We start from the raw sequence: 24,602 nt of genomic DNA on the forward strand, positions 1-24,602 counted from the left end.
TTATTCAGTCAAATCAGTATCATGCGCACCCACAAAACGGGTCGTTAGCTCAGTCGGTAGAGCAGTTGGCTTTTAACCAATTGGTCGTAGGTTCGAATCCTACACGACCCACCATAATCTCTTGGACTTGCTCCAGCGTATCAAACACATCCGCAATCGTCTGTTTCCTCAATACTGAGCGCCCCTTTCCTCGCCATGTTACGGCGTTTATTTGGTTTTAGCGCGGCGTATACACTTAGCCAAAACCCTATTGTTAAACAGCAATCGCTCAGTAGGGGATATTGTCAGTCGCTGTGGTTTTTCTGATGAGGCTTATTTTTCGCGGCGTTTTCGACAAGTCCACGGAGACTACCTCCGGGGCAATTCCGGCGGCGCGAAAGTGGCGTGCTAAAGCCCAGCCCCAAATGAGCTGGGGCTTGAGAGATTGCAGTTGTGTTGGGTTTACAAGGATCCGCCCTGTAGAACTGTAAGTGAAAGTACTTAAAGCGCCTTTCTTAGAATGCGGGTTACTGCATCGCGGGTATACAGCTCCGCCAGACCAAACCAATGCGCGTGGCTGAGCACATTTTCAATAGTATTAGGCAGTTGCGCTTCGGTGATGCCCAGTTGCGACAAGCGGGTGGGTGTGCCGATCTTATCGAACCAACGCTCCAGTGCTGCAATGCCTTCCTCGGCAGTTTTAAGGCCAAACACCTGCTGAGCAAAGCGCTCAAACTGCGCTGGATTACGCGCGCAATACCATTTCATCCAAGCCGGCATCACTACCGAAAGGCCCGCCCCGTGAGGCACGTTGAACAGCGCGGACAACGAATGCTCAATCATATGGTTGGGATAGCTAAAGCCAGAAGTCCCCGCGTAGGTGATGCCATTCAGCGCCAGCGTAGAGGCCCAAGCGAACTCAGCGCGGGCGGCATAATTCGTCGGGTCAGCTAACAGTGCCTCGGTGGTTTCAATCACGGTGCTGATAACGGATTCAACCAAACGCGACTGAATCTTCGGCTGCACGCTGGCGGTGAAATAGCCTTCGATGGAGTGGGCGATGATATCGGCGGCGGAATACACCAAGTAATCGCGGGATACCGTCTGCATCAGTGCCGGATTGACGATGGATACTTTAGGAAAGGTATGCACCGAATTGATGGCGAACTTCTGCTGGGTTTCCTCGTTGGTGACCACCGCGCCGTTGTTCATTTCGCTACCGGTGGCGGCCAGCGTTAGGATGGCGAAAATGGGCAGCGCGGCTTCGATTTGCCCTGTACCGATGAATAAATCCCACACATCACCCGCATAAGGCGTACCGGCTGCAATGGCTTTGCTGCTGTCGAGAACTGAGCCGCCGCCGACACTGAGTACCGCCTCAACCTGATGCTCACGGGCCAGCGCAATGCCTTCCCGCACCTTGGATAACACCGGATTGCTGACGATGCCGCCGCATTCTACGAAGGCGATGCCCTGTTGTTGCAAACTGTTGCTGACGGTGGCGAACAGGCCATCGCGTTTTATGCGCTCGCTGCCGTAGGTCAGTAGCACTTTTTTGATGCCATGATGGGCCAAAATCTGGCCGATGCCTTGTTCTTTGCCTGCGCCAAACTCGATTTGGGTGGGGTTGTAAAAGCTGAAGTTATCCATCTTGGATTTCCTGATAAAGGGGCTGTGTGCCGTCGATGGACTGCACTATAGACAACCGATACCTATCAAAATAGACGTAAAATAGTGGAATCAGTTACAACTAAATAATGTAAATACTCGGAAGTCGAGCATGATTAACGAACTGCGTTCCATCACCACCTTTGTCCGCACTGCGGAGCTGGGTAGCCTCAGTAAAGCCGCAGAAGCCCAAGGAATTACGCCCCAGGCGGCGAGCAAAGCCTTGGGGCAATTGGAGGCACACTTGGGTGTGCGTCTGTTTCATCGCACCACGCGCAGCCTATCTTTGACCGAAGAAGGGCAGCGTTTTCTGGAGGCAGCCCAGCCTTCCTTAATCGGCTTGCAGCAGGCGTTACAGGCGGCTCGTCAAACGCGCGAAGACATTGCCGGCCCGTTGCGTATCGTCGGCCCGCGCACCGCTTTGCAGCCCGTGATTGGCCCGGTACTGGATGAATATTGCCGCCTGTACCCTGAAGTGCAGCCGGACGTTCAGTTGGACGACCGCGTGGTTGATTGGGTGGCTGATCGAGTGGATGTAGGCTTTCGCCTCGGCAATGCGCCGCAAGAGGGCTTGATTGCGCGGCGCTTATTTCCGCTGCAACTGATCATCTGTGCCAGTCCGGTGTATTTGCGTCGGCACGGCATACCGCGTGGGCTGCATGATCTGGCCTCCCATCGCTGTGGAGCCTTTCGCCGTACCAATGACGGGCGCTTGGTGCCTTGGTATGTGCGGATTGGCGACAGTGTTCAGGAGCAGCACGTCACGCCGACTTTTTCTACCAATGACGAAGACCTTGAGCTGCGTACCGTGTTGGCGGGGGCCATCATCGGTCAAATCACCGGCCCGATGGCGGCTCCGCACATTCGTGCCGGACGGCTGGTGCCGCTGCTGCTGGAGCACGTCAACGGTATTTACAGCTTTTATCTCTACTACGGCAGTCGTGCCGCGCAACCCACGCGAGTGCGGCATTTTATTGATTTAGCCATTGAGCGCTTGGTGGATAACAAGGATTTTGTCCTCAGCACTCAGGAGTTAGCACAAGCACAGGCTAAAGGCCTATCGGTGCTGGGCTAAGGTGATTGAGACTCCGCATAACCGGAGTTTTTAAGGCGCAATGCTTCCAGCACCAAGGAGAAGGCGGGCGAGGGCTGCCGACGGCTGGGGTAATACAGATGATAGCCCGCAAAAGAAGGACACCAGTCTTCCAAGACACGGATCAAACGACCCTGTTCCAGATAGGGCGAAAACTCCGGCTCCGGTAGATAGGCAATGCCTAAGCCACCCAGCATGGCGGCGGTGATGTGCAGTGAGGTGTTAAAAATCAGCGGGCCATCGACGTTGATGTTGAGTTTTTTGCCCTGTTTCTCGAACTCCCATACATACAGCCCGCCGTAGGTAGGCAGCCGAATATTGATGCAGCGGTGGTGCATCAAATCGCGGGGCGTTTTCGGTAGGGGATGTTGGGCGAAATAATCCGGCGTGGCCACAGCGGCCATGCGTAATTCCGGGCCAATGGGAATGGCGATCATGTCTTTATCAAGGCTTTCGCCCAAACGCACGCCAGCGTCGAAACGATCAGCCACGATGTCTCGAAATCCGTAATCAATGTCGAACTCAACTTTGATGTCTGGATACTCATGCAGCAGCGGCATGAGTTTGGGTAACAGCGTGGTTTGGATGATGTTATCGCCACAGGTAATGCGCACAGTACCGGCCGGTTTATCGCGCAGTTCGGTGAGGGCTTCCAGCTCTTGCTGAATGTCATCAAAGCGGTAGCCGATGGCCTGCATCAGCCGTTCACCGGCTAGGGTGGGGGATAGGCTGCGCGTGGTGCGCGTCAGCAAGCGGATTTTGAGTCGCGCCTCAAGGCCAGAAATAGCTTGGCTGAGCGCCGATTGGGTCACGCCTAAACGAGCGGCGGCACGGGTAAAACTGCCTTCGCGGGCCACGGTGACAAAGGCCAGAAGGTCGTTGAGGTTGTATCTCAGTGTGGGGCGGGACATGGCCTAAGCTTCGATTAATTCATTAGCTGAACTTATAAAGCCTTTAAGTATTCATTAGCTAATCAATAGTACTCAATCCCACGAGAATACCAAGTACCCCAAATCAGGCGGGATGCCCGTTCAAATTTCAACCCTTTTCCCAGTACTCCTATTTATCGAGGTGCGATATGTGCAATCAATGCGGTGATGCCAACAACCTCCACCAAGCCCCCGCTACGCCAGAGTTAGGACGGCGCAAACTATTACAGGTAGCGGGTACAACTTTGGCTGCTGCCCCTTTGTTAGGCGCTTGGTTGCCGGCTAATGCGCAGGCGCAAACCTCGGAGGCTTCCACGCTGGGCCAAAGTCCTTTTGCTGTTCAAGCCTATGGCGCTAAGAGCACAGGGGGGCGCATCGAGCCGCTGCACATCCAACGCCGAGCATTGGGGCCGAATGATGTTTTGTTGGATGTGCTCTATGCCGGCATTTGTCATTCCGATGTACATACGGTGCGCGGAGATTGGGGCGCGCCTGCCTTGCCCTGTGTGCCCGGCCACGAAATTGTGGGCCGAGTGATTGCGGTGGGTTCGGCGGTCACCAAATTCAGAGTGGGTGACGTGGGCGGTGTGGGCTGCATGGTGGATTCCTGCGGCACCTGCGAAAACTGTTTAGCCGACCGTGAGCAAATTTGCCTCAATCGCACCACCTTCACCTATAACGCCCCGGATAAAGTTTCGGGCGGCACGACCTTTGGCGGTTATTCAGACAAGATCGTCGTCACCGAAAAATTCGTGATTCGGATTCCACCGGGCATGGATTTGGCCTCCACCGCGCCGATTCTCTGTGCTGGAATCACCACCTTTTCGCCCATCCGCCACTGGCGGGTCACGCCGGGACAATCGGTGGCCGTGCTGGGCTTGGGGGGGTTAGGTCACATGGCGGTGAAACTGGCCGTGGCCCAACGTGCAGAGGTGACGGTATTTACCACCACACCGAGCAAAATCGCCGATGCCAAGCGTTTGGGCGCGCGCGAAGCCGTATTGTGGAATGACACGGCGGCCTTTAAGCGGCTGGCCAACCGTTTTGACCTGATGATCTCGACCGTGCCCTATGCCTTTGAAGTACAGCCCTTTATGGAGGTACTGAAGCTGGATTCCACCTTCGTCAATGTGGGGTTGGGCGAGGCTAAAGGCATCAGCAGCATGGCTATGGCTTTTGGCCGCAAGAGCTTGGCCGGTTCAATGATCGGCGGCATCGCGGAAACTCAAGAAGTGATCGACCACTGCTTTGCCCGCAACATTCGGCCCGATATTGAGCTGATTCGCCCCGACCAAATCAACGCCGCTTTCGACCGTGTGGTGGGCAAGGACGTGCGTTACCGCTTCGTGATTGATTTCGCCTCCACTAAGAATAATGCCGCTTAATCGCTATTCGATAGGCCGGTGCCGATGGTGGCTGGCCTGCTGTTTGGCTATGGGAGTGGCTCAGGCTGCGCCCGAAACCACTGAACCAATCTGTAATCAGCCACTACGGGAGCAGTCGATGAAGATTCGTTTGACGATTGAGGGCCAAGTGCATTCGGCTTCCTTGGTGGACAACCCAACCAGCCGCGACTTTTTGGCCTTGTTGCCTTTAACGCTGGAGCTGGAGGACTACAACGCCACGGAAAAGATCGCGATGTTGTCGAGCAAGCTGTCTAGCGCCGAAGCTCCAGCCGGTATCATGCCTTCGGTGGGCGACATTACCTACTACGCGCCTTGGGGCAATGTGGCCCTTTTTTATAAGGATTTCAGCTACTCCAAAGGGCTGATCTCGCTTGGACGCATAGAAGGTGATCTGAGTTGGCTGCGCCGTTCTGGGCCGCTGAAAGCGCTGATTGAGCGCGAACCGGAGCCCGCAGAGCGCTGTGCTCCGCACATAAAACCATCAGCATCCAATAGCTGTTAGTAACGGCTTGACCCAAGAGCAGGCTTCCGAGATGCTCACGTAACTGGCGTTCTACGCCGGTTGGCCTAAGATCTTTTCAGCGCTGCCTGTGGTTAAGGACGTATTCGAGAAGCGGGCCGCAGTCACTGTACCCAAGTAATGTACTGGCTCATGAGCTGGTGCAGCCTCTGCCTGTTTGCAAACCTATCTACTGTCGTTCAACCGAGGAATTATTGATGACACACAGCGCTTCGCCTGTTCAGGCTTGGGGTGCCGTCTTTGCGATGTCACTGGCTGCCTTTGCCTTAGTGTCTTCCGAGTTTATGCCGGTCAGCCTACTCACACCCATTGCGACCGATTTACAGGTCACTGAGGGTCAGGCGGGGCAGGCGCTGTCCATTTCAGGGGCTTTTGCGGTACTCACCAGCTTGTTGATCCCCTATTTAGCGGGAAATTTGGATCGAAAACGGGTGATTTTGTGCTTAACCTTCTTGATGTTGGTTTCGAGCGTAATTGTGACCTTTGCCCCGAACTATACGGTATTTATGCTGGGGCGCGCTCTGATTGGCGTGGCTGTCGGCGGCTTTTGGTCTCTGTCGGTATCGGTAGCCATGCGGCTGGTAGACAAGGAACATATCCCCCGAGCCTTGGCGATCTTAAACGCGGGTAATGCGCTGGCTTTGGTGTTAGCCGCCCCCTTAGGCAGTTTTTTAGGCGGATTGGTCGGTTGGCGCTGGGCGTTTTTTTGCCTGATTCCCGTGGCCGCCCTCACGTTGGCTTGGAAGTGGATCAGCCTGCCGACACTGAAAGCTGAGCCACCAGTCTCAGGCTCGCGTAATTTGCTCAAACTGCTGGCCCGTCCAGCGGTGGCTTTGGGAATGGCCGCCATGGCACTGTTTTTTATGGGTGAGTTTGCCTTGTTTACCTATTTGCGACCGTTCTTGGAGCAAGAGGCTCACCTGAGTGCGACAGGGCTTTCCCTGATACTTTTGCTAATGGGCGTAGCCGGGTTTTTTGGCACCCTTTGGATTGGAGCTTTTATTAATCGGGGCCTGTATGGAACCTTAGCGGCTATTCCCGCATTGATGGCGGTTATTGCCTTGTTACTGATGTATGTAGGGCATTCAATGGCCCTAAATGTCGTGCTGCTGGGAGTTTGGGGGCTGATTGCCACCGCTACTCCGGTCGGTTGGTGGACTTGGTTAGCCCGCACCTTACCTAAAGAGGCCGAAGCCGGTGGCGGCTTGATGGTAGCGGTGATCCAACTGGCGATTATGCTGGGTGCCACCTTGGGCGGGGTTTTATTCGATGTTAGTGGCTATCAGGCCGCCTTTGGCCTCGCTGCGCTGTTACTGGTTGCAGCATCAGTGGTGACGCTGTGGGCGGCCCGTGTCGCTACTCAAGCGGCCTCTAGCCATCCCGCTCCGGAGTTGGTGCTGGACTGATTTTTCCTGAAGCTAGGAACGAAAAAGGCCAATCTCAGATTGGCCTTTTCTGTCTTTAACGCCATCAATCTTCGTAGGCTTTAGGCGCTTTACGCGCTAATCCGTCGTAGGCATCCAGCATGCGCTCAATCCAAAGCCCGATGGGTTCTTCGGCGGGGAGCTTAATGCTGTCACTGACCAAGCGTGCCCACTGAAAAGCCCCAAATACGATGTGGTCGGCGAAGTTTGGCGCCTCTCCGGCTAAATAGGGCTGTAAAGCCAGCGTGTGATGCAAGGGCTTAAGAATCTGATAGAGGCTGATTAAGGCCGTTTCCTGTTGCTCGGCCAAGGTTTCTAGGGTGGCACCAAAGGCCGTTTCGCGGGTATGGCGGAAGTAGTCTTGGTCTTTTTCGTGCAGTATTTGAAAAATCTCCGGCAGGATCACTCCAGCAATGGCCGGATGCAGTACATCATTAGTCCATTGATTGATGAAGCGGGCGAGGGCCTGTCCCTCGGCGGAACCAAACAGCGAGGGTGTTTCGGGATACTGCTGCTCCAGATACTCAGCAATAGTCCAACTGTCAGAGATCCAGCGCTCGCCATCCACCAGTACTGGGACTTTGCCTTGACCTGAGGCGGCAATGGCCTCTTTATCGGTGAAGCGCCAAGGTGGGGTTTCTACGGGTAATCCTTTGTGAGCCAGTGCCAGACGAATACGCCAGCAATAAGGACTAAAACGCACCCGATCATCCGCACCGGCCAGTTCAAACAGTTGTCGTGTCGAGGACATGATTATTTTTCCTGTAGGTGAGCACCCGTTTGATTAAACAGCACGGAACGGGACTGATCGTTTACCGTAGGCGTGCTGTTAATGCGGCCCGCGAGGGCATAAGCCCGTTCAATGGCGGGTCGAGCCTGCAAACGCTCAAACCAGCGTTTTAGGTGTGGAAACTCCTCTAAATTCTGGCGTTGGCGCTCGTAAGGCACGATCCAAGGATAACAGGCCATGTCGGCAATGGAGTATTCCCCGGCAATAAAGGGCCGATCGGTAAGGCGTTTGTTCAAAACTCCGTACAGGCGGTGGGTTTCCTTAACGTAGCGCTCAATGGCGTAGGGCAGTTGCTCCGGGGCGTACTGCACAAAATGATGATTTTGCCCCGCCATAGGCCCTAGTCCGCCCATTTGCCAAAACAGCCACTGCATGACCTCGGTGCGGGCCCGCACATCCTGCGGTAAAAATTGGCCGGTTTTATCCGCTAGATATTCCAGAATCGCCCCGGACTCAAACAAGCTGATCGGGTCGCCGCCATCCGCTGGTTCGGTATCTACGATGGCGGGAATACGGTTGTTGGGCGCAATGGCCAAGAACTCGGGCTTAAATTGCTCACCGGCACTGATATTGACCGGCAGCAGGCGGTAAGGAAGGCCGGTTTCTTCTAGGAAAATCGTGATTTTATGGCCGTTGGGGGTAGTCCAGTAATACAGATCAATCATCGTATTTGCGCGAGAGACCCCGTACTTCAGTGCGGGGAGGGATAGCATGGCCACGCCAGTGGCCCCTGTTCTCGCTTCCTCCAGTTGATTGGCTATCTTTACAGCGGTTTTGATAAAATGTGACACATGGCTAACCGTGCGTACAAATACCGTTTCTACCCAACACCTGAGCAGGCTCAATTACTGGCCCAGACGTTCGGCTGTACGCGCTTCGTTTATAACCATGTTCTGCGCTGGCGAACCGATGCGTTCTTCCAGCAGCGGGAGAAGGTCGGGTATCTGCAAGCCAATGCCGAACTCACCCGGATCAAGCGATCCGGTGAGTTTCCGTGGCTGAATGAGGTCTCCTGCGTCCCCTTGCAGCAGTGTCTTCGCCACCAGCAGGCGGCCTTCAAGAACTTCTTTGCAGGTCGCACGAAGTACCCGGTGTTCAAAAGCAAGAAACATCGGCAATCAGCTGAGTTCACCCGGTCGGCGTTTAGTTATCGGGACGGTCAGCTCTATATGGCCAAATCCAAAGTGGCTCTGAATATCCGCTGGAGTCGCCCACTTCCGTGCGAGCCTTCTACTGTTACGATTTCGAAGGACAGGGCGGGACGTTACTTCGTGTCCTGTCTGTGTGCGTTTGAACCCGAGGCCCTGCCCGTCACGCCGAACATGATCGGTATTGATCTGGGCCTGAAAGACCTGTTCGTCACCAGCGAGGGTGAACGCTTCGGTAATCCCCACCATACAGCTAAATACGCCAGCCGCTTGGCCAAGGCGCAGCGCCGACTCAGCCGTAAAAAGCTGGGTTCTGCCAACCGTGCTAAGGCTAGGCTGAAGGTCGCGCGTATTCACGCAAAAATCTCCGATGGCCGATTGGATCGCTTGCACAAGCTGTCCCGCAGACTGATTAACGAGAACCAAGTGGTCTGTGTCGAATCCCTTGCCGTGAAGAACCTGATCCGCAATCCGAAACTGAGCAAGGCTATTGCCGATGCGGGCTGGGGCGAATTAGTGCGCCAAATCCAGTACAAAGGCGAATGGGCTGGACGGCAAGTTGTGCAGATCGACCGTTGGTATCCTAGCTCGAAGCGTTGCTCCTGCTGCGGGCATACGCTTGAGCACTTGCCTTTGGATGTGCGTAGATGGGACTGCTCGGAATGCGGAGCCGAACACGACCGCGATATAAATGCCGCGCTCAACATTAAAGCCGCCGGGCTGGCGGTGTTAGCCCTTGGAGAGCATGTAAGTGGCATCGGTTAAGTACCGCTGTCCTGTGCTTGGTGAATTGGGAATCCCCTTCCTTCTGGATGGGGAGCAGTCAACCTATAGGGCTTGGGACTGAGGGGATAGCTCAAAATTCAGCGCTCAATTTGTCTATTAAGATATGCAAAAAATGAATTTCCCTCCCGGAAATATTCTATCTATTTTATATAGAAACAAGCCTTTTACCTCCTTTTTGGAATAAGCAAATGGCTTTTCGCGTATCCTGATAGACTGGCAGGGGAATCCTTATGAGCGTTCAAATTCTCGGCATGATCGGTCACCGACTGTCCTCGGAAACCATCAGCCCCATCGGCCCGATTTTCGACAAAGATTACATCCGCAACTTTGCTCAGGCCCACGAAGACGCCGGATTTGATCGTATTCTGGTGGGGTACTGGTCGGATCAGCCCGACGGCTTTTTAGTCACCGCTTGGGCGGGTTTGGCTACTCAGCGCATCGGTTTATTGCTGGCCCATCGCCCCGGATTTGTAGCCCCCACGCTGGCCGCTCGTAAGCTGGTCACCTTGGATCGCCTGCTGGATGGCCGTTTGGCGCTGAACGTCATCAGTGGTGGTAGCAATGTTGAACAGCGCAAGGACGGCGACTTTCTCGAACACGACGAGCGCTACGCTCGCACCGACGAGTTTTTGGATGTACTGAAACAGGAATGGACTTCGGAAAAACCCTTTAACTACAAAGGCCAGTATTACCAAGTAGAAAATGCCTTTTCCGCGATTAAAAGTGAGCAAAAACCCCATTTGCCGGTGTTTTTCAGCGGTGCTTCGGAGGCGGCGATTCGCGTCGCGGCCAAGCACGCTGATGTGTACATGCTGTGGGGCGAGTCTTTAGATAAAACCCGTGAGTTAGTGGAACAAGTCCGCACGGAAGCGGCGAAACAGGGACGTTCTATTGAATTTAGCGTTTCCTTGCGCCCGATTTTAGGCCGCACTGAAGAAGAAGCTTGGGCCAAGGCCGAGCAGATTCTGCACAGCGCCCGCGAGCGTCAGGAGCAAGAGGGGGATCTGGAAGTATCCCTAAAGCCCGAAAGCATTGGCGCACAGCGCCTGCGCGACACCGTAGCTTTGGGCGAGCGTGTAGACAAACGCCTGTGGACGGGCATTGCTAAGCTGGTGGGGGGTGGCCACAACTCTACCGCCTTAGTGGGCACGCCGGAGCAAGTCGCCGATGCGCTGCTGGATTACTACGATCTGGGCATTCGCTACCTGCTGGTGCGTGGCTTTGATCCTTTAAACGATGCCGCCGAATACGGCCAAGAGCTGCTACCACTGATCCGGGCTAAAGTCGCTGCCCGCGATGCCGAAACTGAGCAACGCCGCGCCTGATTGATCTGCTACCTCTGTTTTTGCCATTCCTCTTCAGCCACGCCTGCGCGACCGTACCAACGGAGCGTCCTTTTTTCTTACGAAGGAGACGCTACGTGAACACCTGCCTTGATTCGAGCACAGCCCTCAGCGCTTCCTTCGCCCCTTTCTGTTTTTCTCATCAGGTTTAGGTCATGAATCCATTCAACGGCTGGCTGGCGGCTAGCCTGCTCGGTATCGCTTTGGCGTTTGGCGGCACTGCGTCAGCACAAACCCTGATTGTCGGCGATCAGAGCTTTAATAACCGCACTGTGATGGAGGCGGCGGGGGTTCTGGAAGGACTGCCCTACACTCTGGAATGGAAGCAATTTACCGCCGGCTCCCCCGTAGCCGAAGCCCTGAACGTGGGCAGCTTAGACATTGGCTTTTTGGGCGATGCGCCGCCGCTGTTTTTAGGCGCTTTGGGCGCGCCGATTAAGGTAATTGGCATCAGCCGTCAGGATTTGGACGGTGTGGCTATTTTAGTGCGCAAGGATTCGCCGATCCAAAAACTCTCCGATCTGCGCGGTAAAAGTGCCGCCATCTGGAAAGGCTCTTGGAGTCAGCAACTGCTGTTCACCGCCTTAGCTAAGGAAGGCATTGCCCCTTCAGAACTGGACTTACGCTATCTGGGCGCGCTGGATGCGTCCCATGCCTTGGAAGGCGGATCGGTGGATGTGATCGCCACCTGGGAGCCCTATGTCACACAGCAGGAGCTGAGCGGCGCACGGGTGCTGGCTACCGCCAAGGGACTGATCCCCGCCCAGAGTTTTTTAGTGGCTACGGATAAGGCCATTGCTACTAAGCATGCCCTGTTGGGGGATTTTCTCCAGCGCCTGTACAAAGCCCGCGAATGGGCCCAGCAGCCGGGTAACAGTGAGCGTTATGCCAAGGCGTGGGTGGAGTTGACCAAAGCTGATGCCGAAGTCGCCCGCCGTTGGTTTGCCCGCGCCGCTATTCGCCTTGAGCCCATCAGCGATCAAAACATCAGCGAAGCTCAACAAACCGTCGATTTTTTCCACAGCATTAATCTGGTCAAAGGCTATCAGGCCCGCACCCTGTTTGACCCTTCGTTTAACCAGTATTTGCCCGCCACTAATCCTCAAGCTGCACGCTAAGACGCAAGGAGTTGCCCGTGAACGCCCTTACCCAAATCCAGCCCGTTAAAGACCGCGTGACCCCGGAAGAATGGGAAGCCCGAGTCAAGTTAGCCGCCGCCTACCGTTTGGCCGCCTTAGAAGGCTGGACCGATCACATCTACACCCATTTCTCCATCCGTGTGCCCGGCCCGGATCGGCATTTTCTGATCAATCCCTATGGCCTGACCTTTGACGAAATCACCGCCTCCAGCTTGGTGAAGGTGGACATTAACGGAGACCTAGTGGACGACCCCAGCGGTTTAGGCATCAACCCGGCGGGATTTGTGATTCACAGCGCCATCCACCGTGCCCGTGAACATACTCATGCCGTGCTGCACACCCACACCACCGCTGGGATTGCGGTTTCTGCGCAGAAAGAAGGGCTGCTGGCTATCTCCCAACACGCCGCACGCTTCTACAAACGCTTGGCTTACCACGATTACGAAGGCATTGCCCTAGAGCTGGACGAACAACAGCGCCTGATTGCCGATATCGGCGATAAGGATGCGTTGGTGTTGCGCAACCACGGCCTGCTGACTTCCGGTCGCACCATTGAAGAAGCCTTCTATAACCTGTTCTTCCTCGAACGGGCCAGCGCTGCCCAAATCGCCGCCCAAGCCGGTGGTGCAGAGCTGATCATCCTCTCCGATGCAGTGGCCGAGAAAGCCGCCCGAGGCTTCGAAAAGGCTGTGGCCAGCGAGCGTCCCAAGCTGCATTGGGATGCGGCGGTGCGCCGTTTAGAGCGCCTCGACCCCAGCTACGCCCACTAATCGGAGGCCCGCATGAAGGCTCAATTTGGCTGGCTGGCTTTAGTGGCGCTGTTGCACAGTGGTTTTGCAAGTGCAGCGGAGCCCATTACCCTGCGGGTGGCTGACCAAAAGGGCAACATGCGGGCGCAATTGGAAGCGGCGGGGGCACTCAAGGAGGAGCTGCCCTACAAGATTCATTGGGCCGAGTTTCCTGCTGCCGCACCCTTGGCCGAAGCCCTAAACGCAGGGGCGGTGGACATCGGCATCATTGGGGACGCGCCACTGCTGTTTGCCCTAGCAGCGGGTGCGCCCTTAAAAGCCATTGCGGTGAATAAATCCGATCCCTACGGCACCGCGCTGTTGGTGGTGTCGGAAAGCCCGTTAAAAAATGCAGCGGATTTGAAAGGCAAACGCATTGCCACCGGACGCGGTTCCATCGGTCATCTGGTGGCCTTAAAGGCTTTAGAGCAAGCCGGTTTGACCGAGCAGGACGTGGAGTTTCGTTTCCTTGGCCCGGTGGATGCCAAAACTGCTTTGAATAACGGCTCGGTGGACGTTTGGTCAACTTGGGAGCCTTACACGGCCTTGGTGGAAACCAGCCAGCAAGGGCGCGTGTTGGTCAACGGGCGTGGCTTGTGGGCCGGCAATAGTTTTATCGCCGCCACCCGCTCAGCGCTGGAAGATCCAGCCAAGCGCCAAGCCATTCAAGATTATCTGTACCGCCTGAGCGCCGCTCAAAAGTGGGCCTATCAGCATCTGGACAGCTACGCCAAAACCTTGGCCCAGATTATCGGCTTCCCGGAACAGGCCGCGCGGCTGTCCTTTGAGCGCCGTGCTTTGCATTGGCAGCAAGTGGATGATCCGGCCTTGATCCGCCAGCAACAAAGCACCGCCGATTTTTATCAGGCCCACGGCTTATTGGCTCAGCCCTTGGACGTCAGCAGCACCTTTGATCCCAGTTTTCAGATTGAGCGCCCCTAAGCGTTCTCCCCTTATTAATGCACTGGAGCTTTCATGAGTTTCTCGCGTGTTTTGCGCCTTGGTTTGACCAGTTTGTTATTTGCCGCGCCTCTGATTCAGGCCGCAGAGCCGGTGGTGCTACGCATCGGCGATCAAAATTACTACAACGTGCGCGCCTCGGTGGAAGCTTCCGGCGTGTTGGAAGGTGCGCCCTATCAGGTGGACTGGAAGCACTTTCAATCCGCCGCCCCAGTTGCGGAAGGTTTGGAAGCCGGAGCCTTAGATTTAGGCTTTCTGGGCGATTCTGGGTTTATTTTTCTGGCGGCTAAAGGCGCGGCGGTGAAGCTGATCGGCGTTTCGCGTCAGAACCCAGACACCATTGCCCTGTTAGTGCCCAAAGACTCACCCGCCAAAAGCATTGAGGACTTAAAGGGCAAAAAAGTCGCCTATTGGCCCGGTGCTTGGAGCCAGCAGTTGACCCTGCGCGCCTTGGAAAAAGCCGGACTGCCTCGCGACTACGTGCAGTTCGTCAAACTGATGCCGATTGATGCCGCTGCCGCATTACCCCAAGGCAGCATTGATGCCTTTCCGGTGTGGGAGCCCTACATTTCGCAGCAGATTCTGTTCTCCGGTGCGCGCCCGATTTTGACCGCCCGCAACCTGATGCCGGGGCTGTCCAGCATTGCCGCCAATGCCAAATCCTTGGAGCCTAAACGAGCGGCCATCAGCGACTTTCTAGGCCGTCTGCAAAAAGCCCGCGCTTGGGTCGAGGCCAATAAAGAAGCCTACGCCGATCTCTGGGCCAAAAAAGCCAACCTCGATCAAGCCGTGTCTCGGCACTGGATTGGCCACGCCAATATGACGGTCGGCCCAGTGGATGAATCGGCGGCTAAGGACTACCAAGGCACGGCGGACTTTTTGACCGAAACCGGCGCGCTGCCCAAGGCGTTCAAGGTCAGTGAAGTCATCGACACTTCCTTTAACTCCGCCTTTCAGCCCTAAGGAAGCGCCGCCATGAGACTGCTTGCCCTCGCCACCCTCGCACTGGGACTCAGCTTCAACGCACAGGCCGCCGATGCTTTGCGCCTCGGTTATCTGCCCAGCACCGGCCACGCTAAATTCTTCATCGCCAAGGAGCAAAATTTCTTCGCCCAAGAAGGGCTGGAGGTGCAGATGCTGGAGTTCGTCAACTCAGCGGACGGCCTGAACGCCATCATCGCCGACAAAATCGACATCGGTGCGTTTGGTACGACCGGCCCCTTGGTGCACATCGCCAAGGGCACGCCGCTGAAAATCATCGGCGGCATTGCCGGTGAGGATGCCTCGCTGATTGCTAAACCAGAGCAGGCGGAAAAAATCCGTCAAATCAACGACCTCAAAGGCTTAAAAGTCGCCACTGTACGCATGGCTACCGGCGATGCGGTGGTGCGTAATGCCTTGCACCGCAGCGGACTGGATTGGAAAAAAGACGTAGAACTGTTCGAACTGAAAAGCCCACCTGCCGTGATTGAGGCGGTGAAATCCGGCCAAGTGGATGTAGGCGTGGTGTGGGGGCCCCATGATTTGCGCGCCGAGGCCCAAGGCTTAAAAGTGGTGATCCGCTCCAGCGAATTGGAGCCGGGACACACTTGCTGCCGCTTGGTCGTTACCAGCCAGAAGTTGGCGGCAGAGCCCCAAGTGTGGGCCAAATTCCTGCGCGCCATTCTGCGGGCGGAGAAGTTCGCCAGCGAGCAGCGCGAAGCCACGCTGGATGCCCTCGCCAAATACGTAAAATTAGATCGGGAGCTGCTGGCTGCCGCCTATTACCAACCGCATTTAGATCAAAGCAGCGATCCCAACCTCAAAGGCGTACAGTCCTTTTGGGAGGGCATGCAGGCCAGCGGTTTCGTCACCGCCGGTGGGGATATTCGCCAATCCGTAGACGTGAATATCTACGCCCAAGTGCTGGATCAACTAGCCAGCGAAAACCCCAACGATCCGTTCTGGAAAAAATTACAAACCGAATACCAGCGCAAGGACGTGCTATGAGCGGCCTCCACCTGCATGAGCTGAGTTTGAACTATGGCGCACAACCCATTTTAGAGCGCCTGAATCTGGAGATTCCCGAAGGGCAACTGGTATCCATTTTGGGGGCCAGCGGCTCGGGTAAATCCAGCTTGCTGCGCTTGGTGGCCGGATTACAGTCACCCAGCAGCGGCCATTTGTTGTGGCGCGGCCAGCCCATCACCGAACCCTCGCCGCAATGCGGGGTGGTGTTTCAGGATTACACCTTATTCCCCTGGTTGACCCTGCGCGAGAACGTCAGTTTGGCCCTGAGCCAAACCCAGCCCCAGTTGTCACGCGCTGAAGTGCGCCGCCAAGCCGATGGTTTTTTGGTTCAGGTGGGCTTGGGCGCGGCGAGCAAAAACTACCCCTTTGAAATCTCCGGCGGCATGCAACAGCGCGGAGCTTTGGCGCGGGCCTTTGCCTTGGGGTCGCCGCTATTACTGCTGGATGAGCCCTTTGGCGCACTCGATCCGGTCAACCGCGCCCATCTACAGGATTTACTGGCTCGGGTTTGGCAAGCCTCTAAACCGGCCAAGACGGTGCTGTTTGTCACCCATGATGTAGACGAAGCCCTGTATTTGGGCGATCGAGTGGTGATTTTAGGCTCCAATCCCGGTCGGGTGATTGCTGATCTTAGCGTGCCTTTGGAGCGCCCGCGCAGTCGCCAGCGTTTGTTGGACAGCCCAGAATTCCATGCTTTGCGGGAACAGATTAACGATCGGCTGGCGGTGGAGATTCTGCGCGGCCTGAACAGCCAGTCCCAACTGGAGCCTAGCCCATGACCGATACCAGTCTCAGCACACCGCTGACCGCACCCGCCAAAACAAACGCCTTTTTCTGGCCTCAGCATTATGAAGCTTGGTTGCTGTGGCCCGTTCTGCTGCTGGTTTGGCAATTGCTCAGCCAGTACCTGCCCTTGGGTGTGAATCCGCTGATTCCCTCGCCTTGGGTGACTTTCCAAGCGCTGCACGATTCTTGGCCGGAGTTATGGCAAGGCACTCTGTCCTCCTTGGGGATTTTGCTGCCCGGTTTTGCCTTGGCGCTGCTGTTGGGTACAGTTTTGGGGCTTTGGGTCGGTTCTAAGGAGCGAGCGGGGCGCATCTGGTTACCCTTTGCCCGCGTGGTCGCTCCTGTACCGCCCACGGTGTACATCCCCTATGCGATTGCGATTTTGCCCAGCTTTTTGGTCTCGGCGATCTTTGTGGTGTTCATCGGAGCTTTTTGGCCGATCTTCCAAAGCGCGGTAGCGGGAGCCCATGCGCTGGATCGACGCTATCGGGATAATGCGCGGGCCTTGGGTTTACGCGGCTGGCGTTATTGGCGGTTGGTGCTGTTACCGGCAGCCTTACCGCATCTGTTTTCTGGTATGGGCGTGGGGCTAGGGTTTGCCTTTATCCTGCTCACCGTAGCGGAGCTGTTTGGAGCTAACGCGGGATTAGGCCGCTTTGTGCAGTATTACGCCGATTTTGCCGATTATCCGCGCATGGTGGCTGGAATTCTCTACACGGGATTGATCACCTTCCTCAGCATGTCCTTGCTGGAAGCGGTGCGCCAGCGTCTGTTGTTTTGGGTGCGCCGCTGATGAAGCAGATTCTGTTATCTCTGGGATTAATTCTGTGCGCGGTGCCGGTTTCAGCCGCCCTGTTTAGTGAGCACACAGCGGATTTAGCCGCCCTTCAGCAACAGGCGGTCAGCCAAGGTAAACGCTTGGTGGTGGCCTTTGAATTGACGGATTGCCTCCAGTGCCAGCACATGCGCGATCAGGTGTTTGGGCAGGCGGCGGTTGAAGCGGCTTATCAGCCCTATTACCGCAGCGCGCCCGTGCTGTTGGATGATCTGAGACCGCTGCAAACGCCGGACGGTCAGCAGCGCACTGCCGCTGAATGGGCTAAAACGCTGGGTGTGGTGGGGACACCGGCTTTTGTGTTTTTTGACGCTCAGGGTCAGTTAGAGACCCGTTATCAGGGCGTACTCAGTGCAGAGGATTTGATCCGTTTGGGTCGGTATGTACAGCACGTGGAGTACGAACAGCATCCCTTTCGTGCTCAGGCCAGTGCGGCTCATCAGCATTAATTTCTAGCTACCCGAGGTTAACCATCGGGCACCTATTATTTTGGGCAGGTTTACCGGCACGCCACACGCTCCGGCTTCCCGCTGTATGGATGGATTTTGCAGCACATGAGTATTTCTAAACGGCTGAGCGCCCGCCTGTTTCCGGTATTGGTCGCCAGTGTTCTTAGCACGACTTTTATCTTGCCCAGTGCTCAGGCACAAACGGCTGAGGCTTGGCCGACTAAACCCATTAAGTACGTGGTGCCTTGGCCACCGGGCGGCCCGACCGACACCTTTGGGCGCACCATTGCCGCTGAATTGTCAAACATTCTCGGCCAGCCGGTGGTAGTGGAGAACAAGCCCGGTGCTACCGGAGCCATTGGCGCTCAGACCGTAGCCCGCAGCGCTCCCGATGGCTATACCTTGCTGGCACCTAACACTACAGCCTTTATCGGCAACGTGGTGGCCAGTCCCAAAACCGCTAATTTTGATCCTTTGAAGGACTTCATTCCCATCGGCTTGTTTGTCGAGTCTTCTGTGGTGCTCTGGGCTCAGGTATCTACCGGCATCAAAACCTTTGACGAGCTGCTCAAGCGCGCGCGGGATGCAGGCAAAGAGCCGATTTCTTTTGGTACTACCGGCAGCGGTTCCGTCTCTGAGCAATCGGTGGAGCAACTAGCGCGCCACTTCAAACTGAATTTGCTCAAGGTGCCCTATCAGGGTACTGCACCGCAGGTAGCGGATTTGGTGGCTGGGCACGTCAACATCGGCACGGCGGATTACCCGATTGCCAGCGGACATTACACCAAGGGCACGCTGGTTCCCTTGCTGGTCATTGGTAAGCATCGCCTGCCGGAATTGCCTAATGTGCCCACCAATTACGAATTAGGCATTAAAGAGCCTGACTTCACCATCTGGAACGGCCTGTTTGCGCCTGCCGGAACACCTGCGCCCATTGTAGAAAAACTGCGTAAAGCCACGGAGCAAGCCGCCCATAGCGAAGCCTTCCGTAAAATTGCTGAGGGGCAGGGTAATCGGGTGATCTTCCAAACGGGTGAGGAAGCCAGTGCGCGTTTGAAAGAAGAGTTTGACAGCCGTACCCGTTTCCAAGACAGCAACCGCCAGTAGGGGATGGGATCTATGTTCTTATCTCGACTGTCCCGAATGGCGACTTGGATGGCTGCCCTGATGGGCGCATTGCTGACGGGACTGACCTCAGTGGCTGTACAAGCCGCTGAGCCTTGGCCGACTAAGCCGATTAAATACGTGGTGCCTTGGCCTGCCGGTGGCCCGACCGATACCTTTGGCCGGGTGATTGCTGCTGAGCTTTCCGCTCAGCTCGGCCAGCCGGTGGTGGTGGAGAATAAACCCGGTGCTACCGGCTCCATCGCCACTCAGTTTGTGGCCCGCAGTGCGCCTGATGGTTACACCCTGTTGGCTCCTAACTCCATTTCCTTTATCGGCAATGTGGTAGCAGCCCCAGAAATGGCCAACTTTGACCCCATCAAAGATTTCACGCCCATCGGTATTTTTGTGGAGTCGGCGATCATCCTCTGGGCTCATCAATCCAGCGGCATCAAGACCTTTGAGGATTTTTTAGCCCGCACCCGTGACAGCAAGGCCAAGCCCGTCACGCTGGCTACCACCGGCAATGGCACGGTGTCTGAGCTGTTTGTGGACTTGTTAGCCCAGCATTACCGCACTCGTTTGAACCTGACCAAAGTGCCCTACAAAGGCACCGCGCCTCAAGTCGCTGATTTAGCAGCGGGCCATGTAGAGGCGGGGGGCACGGATTACGCCACCGCCAGCGGTCACTACGCCGCCGGAACCCTGATTCCGCTGTTGGTGATCGGCAAACAGCGTTTACCGGAGTTGCCCAACATTCCTACCAGCATCGAGTTAGGTATTGAGGGGCCGGACTTCAGCATTTGGAACGGCTTGGTGGCCCCAGCGGGTACGCCCGCAGAGGTTGTGGCGCGGTTGCGGGAAGCTACCGCCAAAGCAGCGCGCACTGAAGCTTTTCTAAAGGTGGCACAGGGCAATGGCAATCGGGTGATTTTCCAGACGGGAGCGGAAGCCAGCGCCCGCTTTAAACAGGAGCTTGAGAGCCGCCAGCGCTTTCAACAGGCCCTGAACAACAATCCACTCTAACCCTAGGAGATCCATCCATGTCACAAGCAGCCTTTGCCCACAGCCAATACCCTGAATTTTTGCGTTTGCAGATCGAGCCTTACAGTCCGCACATTGGCGCGGTAATCCGTAATCTGGATCTTTCCGCCGCTTTGGACGAAACCACGGCGGCTGAGCTGAGCTTGGCCTTAGCCCACTATCAGGTGTTGTTTTTTCGGGATCAGCAGCTAACGCCTGCGCAACAGGTGGAAGTGGCCCGTGTGTTCGGTCAGCCGGAGAAGGCCAAGGCCTATTTCCCGCGCAGTGCCGAACATGATCTGGTGGAGGTCATTGAATCTCGTCCCGATGGCCCGCGTTACACCACCGAGCAATGGCATTCGGACGTTAGCTATTTGGCCAGCCCTCCGGCGGGTGCAGTGCTGCATGCGCAGGTGTTGCCCCCCAGTGGCGGCGATACCCTATGGTCGTCGGGACATGCGGTATTTGAGAGTTTACCCGGTGGTTTAGCCAAGGATTTGGAGCGCTTAACCGCCATTCACAGCATTGAAAAAAGTGGTTGGGGCGCGGTATTGCGGGCGCAGCCGGACGGGGATCGCCGCTATCAGCAAATCCTCAGTGAGCAGCCACCGCGCCGCCATGCGCTGGTGCAAACCCATCCGGTCACGGGGCGTAAATTCATCTTTGCCAATCCCAAATACACCGCCTCTTTGGAAGGCTTATCGCGCCAAGACAGCGATGATTTGCTGAAGTTGTTATTCGCCCGTTTTGAGCGCCACGAGTTTCAAGCCCGTTTGCGTTGGGAGCTGGGCACGGTAGCCATTTGGGACAACCTGACCACCGTACATGCCGCTGTCGCGGATTATCAGCCCGCTGTGCGCCGGATGCATCGCGTCACCTTTTAATCCTCAGCGCTATTTTTGTGCAGCCATAACCTGAGGCTAACCATCGGGTAAGGCGTTTTCGTATGGAGCAGGTCTACCAAACGCCAGACGTTTTGGCCCCTTGCTCGTACTAACGGAAGACCTGTTCATGACTATCCTGCGTTCTGTCGCAGTCGACACCCCCTCTGTTTTGGACAGAGCCCAGCAACTGGCAGAAACCCTCGCTCAAACCGCTGTAGAGCGGGACCGTCAAGGAGGACATGCGGCGTTGGAACGCCAATTGATCCGTGATTCGGGTCTGCTCAGCCTGAGTATTCCCAAGCGCTTCGGTGGGCCGGGAACGAGCTGGACGGAGATTCTACACACCGTCGCTATTCTGGCCGAAGCCGACAGCGCACTGGCCCACATCTATGCCTTCCACCATATGCAGCATGCCAGCGTTCAGTTTTGGGGTACTGAAGAACAACAACAGCGGCTGTTGGGCGAGAGCCTGCGTTTAAACCAATTTTGGGGCAATACCCTTAACCCCTTGGATCATCGCGCCATCGTCACCGAGCAAGCGGACGGCAGCTACCTGCTCAGCGGGGATAAAGCCTTTTGTTCCGGGGCTTTGGGGTCAGATCGGCTGATTATCTCCGGCTGGCACGAACCGACCCAAAGCTTGCTGGTAGCCAATGTGCCTACGAGTCGGGAAGGCATCCTGATTCGTGATGATTGGGACGGCATTGGCCAGCGGCAAACCGATAGCGGTACGGCGCATTTTCATAACCTGCGCATTGAGGCGGACGAGGTGCTCACGCCTCCCGGTTACGTACATGCGCCTTTTGCTACCTTGCGTACCTGCATGGTGCAGTTGGTAATGGCGATTTTGTTTGCCAGCCTAGGCCGAGCCGCTCTGAATACCAGCAAGCAATTTTTACAGCAACAAGCCAAGCCTTGGTTTGCTTCAGGGGTGCCCAGTGCGGTGGATGATCCTTACATCCAACAGCGCTTTGCCAAGCTCTGGCTGCAACTTAAACCGGCCCAATTGCTGATTGATGAAGCCATCGCCCAGTTTGAGGCCGCCTTTGCCAAAGGATCGGCATTAAGCGCAGAGGAGCGAGGCGCGGTTGCTATAGCCGCTGCTGAGGCCAAGGTGTTAGCCCATCAAGCCGGTTTGGAGGCCAGCAGCCAAATGTTTGACTTAATGGGCGCGCGGGCGGCTCAGGCTCAGTTTGGCTTCGATCGTTTTTGGCGCAATGCGCGCACCCACACCCTGCATGATCCGGTGGACTATAAGGTGCGGGATATTGGGCGCTGGTTGTTGTCGGGCGTGGTACCTACTCCCACGGCTTATTCTTGAGATAGGGTTAGCAGGCCGTTTAAACGGCCTGCTGCAAAGCGTACATAGTACAAATAAGTAATTTTATTTACTGTAGTATATAAATAATTAATTCAAAATATTTCGTACGTTTGGCGCAATTACAACAAAAATCATCATTTATCAAGTGCGAATCTTTGCTTGTTCCTTTGTATTATGTATTTATATATATTAATACTTGGAGCCAAGCTCATGTCCTTTCCACCCTGCCATCGCCTGATGTTAGCGGGCAGCCTTTGTTTACTATTTACCGATCCTGCCTTAGCCAATAATGACAGCGTATTTGATCTTGGCCAGATATCCATTGTGGGAACGGAGGACGGCAACAATCTGAATACCAGCGTCGGTGTTAGTAGTACCGAGATGCGCCGCCACGACCGTGAAACCCTAGGCGAAGCCCTGAACCTGTTGCCCGGTGTGAGCCTCAGCAAAGTGGGGGCCCGCAACGAGCAAATGGTTTATGTGCGCGGATTCGACCTACGTCAGGTTCCCGTGTTTATCGACGGCATCCCTGTTTATGTACCCTATGATGGCTATGCTGATTTAGGACGCTTTACCACCTTTGATCTGGCGCGGGTTGAGGTATCCAAAGGCTTTAGTTCCATGACTTATGGCCCCAATACCCTCGGTGGGGCCATTAACCTAATTACCCGCCGCCCGCAAAAGGAGTTTGAGGGCGAACTAGGGGCAGCCATGAGCTTTACCGACCGTTTGGAAAATAACGCTAATTGGCGTTACGCCAACTTCGGTACCAATCAGGGAAGCTGGTACATGCAGGCGGGCTTCTCCTATTTGGACGAGGATTACTACCGTTTGCCCGGAGATTTCTCCCGTGAGCCTTTAGAGAATGGAGGGCGGCGCGAAAACTCAGACCGCCAAGATAAAAAGTACAGCTTTAAACTGGGCCTAACCCCCAATGAAACCGATGAATACGCCATCGGCTTTGTGAAGCAGGACGGCGAAAAAGGCAACCCGCCCTATGCGGGGCATCGCAGCAGTTCCCAGCGTTATTGGCGCTGGCCAAAGTGGGATAAAACCAGTACCTACATCAATACGGCCACTACGCTGGCCGATCATAGAGTCAAGGTGCGTCTGTACCACGATATCTATGAAAACGATCTCTATGCCTACGACAATGGTAATTACAATACCCAAAGACGGGGCTCATCCTTCCGCAATTACTACAGCGACTACATGACCGGCCTCAGTTTAGAAGATGAGTGGACGCTAACTCCCGCCACTCAACTGCGCTTTGCCTACCACTTTAAGCGCGATGTACACCACGAGCACGATGCTGGAGAGCCTTGGCAGCGTTTTGAGGATCAGACCCAATCCTTTGCCATTGAGGGCAACCACGCTCTAACGGACCGCCTGACCTTGGTGCTGGGTGCGTCCCATGATCGCCGCGACTCTAAAGAGGCCGAAACCTATACAGCGGCTAAAGGCATTATTGACGAAGATACCGGCCGTAAGTACGCCAACAATGGTCAGTTGGGTCTGTTTTTTAAATCCGATGAGGCGACCCAATGGCGCTTCACCATCGCTCGTAAAAGCCGCTTTCCCACCATCAAAGACCGCTATTCCTACCGCTTTGGCAGCGCCTTACCCAATCCCAGCCTGAAGATTGAACACGCTACCCATTTTGAAGTGGGTGTGCAGCGGGCGTTAACCGATCAGCTCAATCTGAATGCGGCCCTGTTCCGCAGCCATGTGAAGGATCTGCTGCAATCGGTGCGCTTGGCTAACTCGGTGTGTTCCAATCCGCCCTGTTCTCAAATGCAAAACGTCAGTGAAGCCCGCATGAATGGTGTGGAGCTGGCCTTGGATGGCAAGCTCGGTGAATGGGATCTGAACACTAACTACCTATACCTGAACCGTCAAAACCGTTCCGGGGGCGGTATTCGCTTGACCGATACGCCTAAGCACAAAGCCTTTTTCAGTCTAGGCCGCCAGTTTGGGCCTTGGAGTTGGGTGGGTAGCGCTGATGTGAGCTCAGATCGTTACACCGCCACCGATGGCTCCCAAAAAGCCTCTGGATTTGCCGTGTTTAACCTCAAGGGCGGCTATAACTTTGGCAACGGATTACAGCTAGATGCCAGTCTGCAAAACCTGACGGACAAGGAGTACGCCTACAGCGAAGGCTACCCGGAAGCAGGGCGCACTTTGGTATTGCAAGCCAATCTGTCATTTTAAGGGATA

General features: G+C 55.6%; 23 protein-coding genes, 1 tRNA gene and 1 pseudogene. 21 read left to right on the forward strand and 4 right to left on the reverse strand.

From position 1 onward, the window contains the following. The first annotated feature begins 38 nt into the window (after positions 1 to 38). Together LX59_RS10485 and LX59_RS10490 are read left to right on the forward strand one after the other, a co-directional pair. Positions 39 to 114: transfer RNA gene (locus tag LX59_RS10485), tRNA-Lys, on the forward strand. Positions 115 to 211: 97 nt separating this feature from the next. Then, positions 212 to 408: pseudogene (locus LX59_RS10490) on the forward strand (helix-turn-helix domain-containing protein); the annotation flags it as partial. Between the two features lie 72 nt (positions 409 to 480). Here LX59_RS10490 and LX59_RS10495 read toward each other — a convergent pair. Continuing rightward, positions 481 to 1,629 carry an iron-containing alcohol dehydrogenase gene (locus tag LX59_RS10495; RefSeq protein ID WP_211354841.1) on the reverse strand — a complete coding sequence of 383 codons (1,149 nt, stop codon included), beginning with the start codon at positions 1,627 to 1,629 and terminating at the stop codon, positions 481 to 483. Positions 1,630 to 1,759: 130 nt separating this feature from the next. On the opposite strand from LX59_RS10495, the gene LX59_RS10500 reads away from it, so the two are divergent. After that, positions 1,760 to 2,722, forward strand: a complete 963-nt coding sequence (locus LX59_RS10500) for a LysR family transcriptional regulator (RefSeq protein ID WP_211354842.1) — start codon at positions 1,760 to 1,762, stop codon at positions 2,720 to 2,722. Here LX59_RS10500 and LX59_RS10505 read toward each other — a convergent pair. After that, complete coding sequence (locus tag LX59_RS10505) at positions 2,719 to 3,651, reverse strand: LysR family transcriptional regulator (RefSeq protein ID WP_144571817.1); 933 nt, start codon at positions 3,649 to 3,651, stop codon at positions 2,719 to 2,721. The genes LX59_RS10500 and LX59_RS10505 overlap by 4 nt on opposite strands. 167 nt (positions 3,652 to 3,818) lie before the next feature. Here LX59_RS10505 and LX59_RS10510 point away from each other — a divergent pair, with 167 nt between their 5' ends. The 3 genes from LX59_RS10510 (at position 3,819) to LX59_RS10520 (ending at position 7,001) form a co-directional block, all read left to right on the forward strand. Beyond that, on the forward strand, positions 3,819 to 5,054 hold the full coding sequence (locus tag LX59_RS10510; protein ID WP_144571818.1) for an NAD(P)-dependent alcohol dehydrogenase: 1,236 nt from the start codon (positions 3,819 to 3,821) through the stop codon (positions 5,052 to 5,054). Between the two features lie 118 nt (positions 5,055 to 5,172). Next, a complete protein-coding gene (locus LX59_RS10515; protein WP_144571819.1) occupies positions 5,173 to 5,577 on the forward strand; it encodes a cyclophilin-like fold protein in 405 nt (134 codons plus the stop codon). A gap of 215 nt (positions 5,578 to 5,792) precedes the next feature. After that, a complete protein-coding gene (locus tag LX59_RS10520; protein ID WP_144571820.1) occupies positions 5,793 to 7,001 on the forward strand; it encodes an MFS transporter in 1,209 nt (402 codons plus the stop codon). Between the two features lie 64 nt (positions 7,002 to 7,065). On the opposite strand, the gene LX59_RS10525 is transcribed toward LX59_RS10520, so the two are convergent. Both LX59_RS10525 and LX59_RS10530 read right to left on the reverse strand, forming a co-directional pair. Further along, on the reverse strand, positions 7,066 to 7,770 hold the full coding sequence (locus LX59_RS10525) for a glutathione S-transferase family protein (RefSeq protein WP_144571821.1): 705 nt from the start codon (positions 7,768 to 7,770) through the stop codon (positions 7,066 to 7,068). Positions 7,771 to 7,772: 2 nt separating this feature from the next. Further along, on the reverse strand, positions 7,773 to 8,474 hold the full coding sequence (locus tag LX59_RS10530; protein WP_144571902.1) for a glutathione S-transferase N-terminal domain-containing protein: 702 nt from the start codon (positions 8,472 to 8,474) through the stop codon (positions 7,773 to 7,775). Between the two features lie 126 nt (positions 8,475 to 8,600). Between LX59_RS10530 and LX59_RS10535 the strand changes: the two genes are divergently transcribed. The 15 genes from LX59_RS10535 (at position 8,601) to LX59_RS10605 (ending at position 24,596) form a co-directional block, all read left to right on the forward strand. Further along, positions 8,601 to 9,722, forward strand: a complete 1,122-nt coding sequence (locus tag LX59_RS10535) for an RNA-guided endonuclease InsQ/TnpB family protein (protein ID WP_144571822.1) — start codon at positions 8,601 to 8,603, stop codon at positions 9,720 to 9,722. A gap of 251 nt (positions 9,723 to 9,973) precedes the next feature. Further along, positions 9,974 to 11,068: an LLM class flavin-dependent oxidoreductase gene (locus tag LX59_RS10540; RefSeq protein ID WP_144571823.1), complete on the forward strand. Its 1,095-nt coding sequence runs from the start codon at positions 9,974 to 9,976 to the stop codon at positions 11,066 to 11,068. Between the two features lie 173 nt (positions 11,069 to 11,241). Next, positions 11,242 to 12,204 carry an ABC transporter substrate-binding protein gene (locus LX59_RS10545; protein ID WP_144571824.1) on the forward strand — a complete coding sequence of 321 codons (963 nt, stop codon included), beginning with the start codon at positions 11,242 to 11,244 and terminating at the stop codon, positions 12,202 to 12,204. Positions 12,205 to 12,221: 17 nt separating this feature from the next. Further along, positions 12,222 to 12,995, forward strand: coding sequence for a class II aldolase/adducin family protein (locus LX59_RS10550; RefSeq protein WP_144571825.1), 774 nt, complete (start codon positions 12,222 to 12,224; stop codon positions 12,993 to 12,995). Positions 12,996 to 13,007: 12 nt separating this feature from the next. Next, complete coding sequence (locus tag LX59_RS10555) at positions 13,008 to 13,955, forward strand: ABC transporter substrate-binding protein (RefSeq protein WP_144571826.1); 948 nt, start codon at positions 13,008 to 13,010, stop codon at positions 13,953 to 13,955. 33 nt (positions 13,956 to 13,988) lie between these two features. After that, entirely contained in the window at positions 13,989 to 14,936 is a 948-nt protein-coding gene (locus LX59_RS10560; RefSeq protein ID WP_144571827.1) for an ABC transporter substrate-binding protein, read from the forward strand. Between the two features lie 12 nt (positions 14,937 to 14,948). Beyond that, entirely contained in the window at positions 14,949 to 15,962 is a 1,014-nt protein-coding gene (locus tag LX59_RS10565) for an ABC transporter substrate-binding protein (protein WP_144571828.1), read from the forward strand. Continuing rightward, positions 15,959 to 16,762 (forward strand): ABC transporter ATP-binding protein, encoded by an 804-nt coding sequence (locus LX59_RS10570; RefSeq protein WP_144571829.1) that lies wholly within the window; start codon positions 15,959 to 15,961, stop codon positions 16,760 to 16,762. Before LX59_RS10565 ends, LX59_RS10570 begins: the two co-directional genes overlap by 4 nt. Next, positions 16,759 to 17,562 (forward strand): ABC transporter permease, encoded by an 804-nt coding sequence (locus LX59_RS10575; protein WP_144571830.1) that lies wholly within the window; start codon positions 16,759 to 16,761, stop codon positions 17,560 to 17,562. Before LX59_RS10570 ends, LX59_RS10575 begins: the two co-directional genes overlap by 4 nt. After that, the gene (locus tag LX59_RS10580) at positions 17,562 to 18,053 is read left to right on the forward strand and encodes a thioredoxin family protein (RefSeq protein WP_144571831.1); all 492 of its coding nucleotides are present in this window, start codon (positions 17,562 to 17,564) and stop codon (positions 18,051 to 18,053) included. Before LX59_RS10575 ends, LX59_RS10580 begins: the two co-directional genes overlap by 1 nt. A 105-nt stretch (positions 18,054 to 18,158) precedes the next feature. Beyond that, entirely contained in the window at positions 18,159 to 19,160 is a 1,002-nt protein-coding gene (locus LX59_RS10585) for a Bug family tripartite tricarboxylate transporter substrate binding protein (protein ID WP_144571832.1), read from the forward strand. Positions 19,161 to 19,172: 12 nt separating this feature from the next. Next, positions 19,173 to 20,183, forward strand: a complete 1,011-nt coding sequence (locus LX59_RS10590; protein ID WP_144571833.1) for a Bug family tripartite tricarboxylate transporter substrate binding protein — start codon at positions 19,173 to 19,175, stop codon at positions 20,181 to 20,183. 17 nt (positions 20,184 to 20,200) lie between these two features. Continuing rightward, positions 20,201 to 21,064: a TauD/TfdA dioxygenase family protein gene (locus LX59_RS10595; protein ID WP_144571834.1), complete on the forward strand. Its 864-nt coding sequence runs from the start codon at positions 20,201 to 20,203 to the stop codon at positions 21,062 to 21,064. A gap of 127 nt (positions 21,065 to 21,191) precedes the next feature. Beyond that, the gene (locus LX59_RS10600) at positions 21,192 to 22,385 is read left to right on the forward strand and encodes an acyl-CoA dehydrogenase family protein (protein ID WP_144571835.1); all 1,194 of its coding nucleotides are present in this window, start codon (positions 21,192 to 21,194) and stop codon (positions 22,383 to 22,385) included. A 210-nt stretch (positions 22,386 to 22,595) separates the two neighbouring features. Further along, positions 22,596 to 24,596: a TonB-dependent receptor plug domain-containing protein gene (locus LX59_RS10605; RefSeq protein WP_144571836.1), complete on the forward strand. Its 2,001-nt coding sequence runs from the start codon at positions 22,596 to 22,598 to the stop codon at positions 24,594 to 24,596. Positions 24,597 to 24,602 lie beyond the last annotated feature (6 nt).

The organism is Azomonas agilis (assembly GCF_007830255.1).
GTDB classification, from domain to species: domain Bacteria; phylum Pseudomonadota; class Gammaproteobacteria; order Pseudomonadales; family Pseudomonadaceae; genus Azomonas; species Azomonas agilis.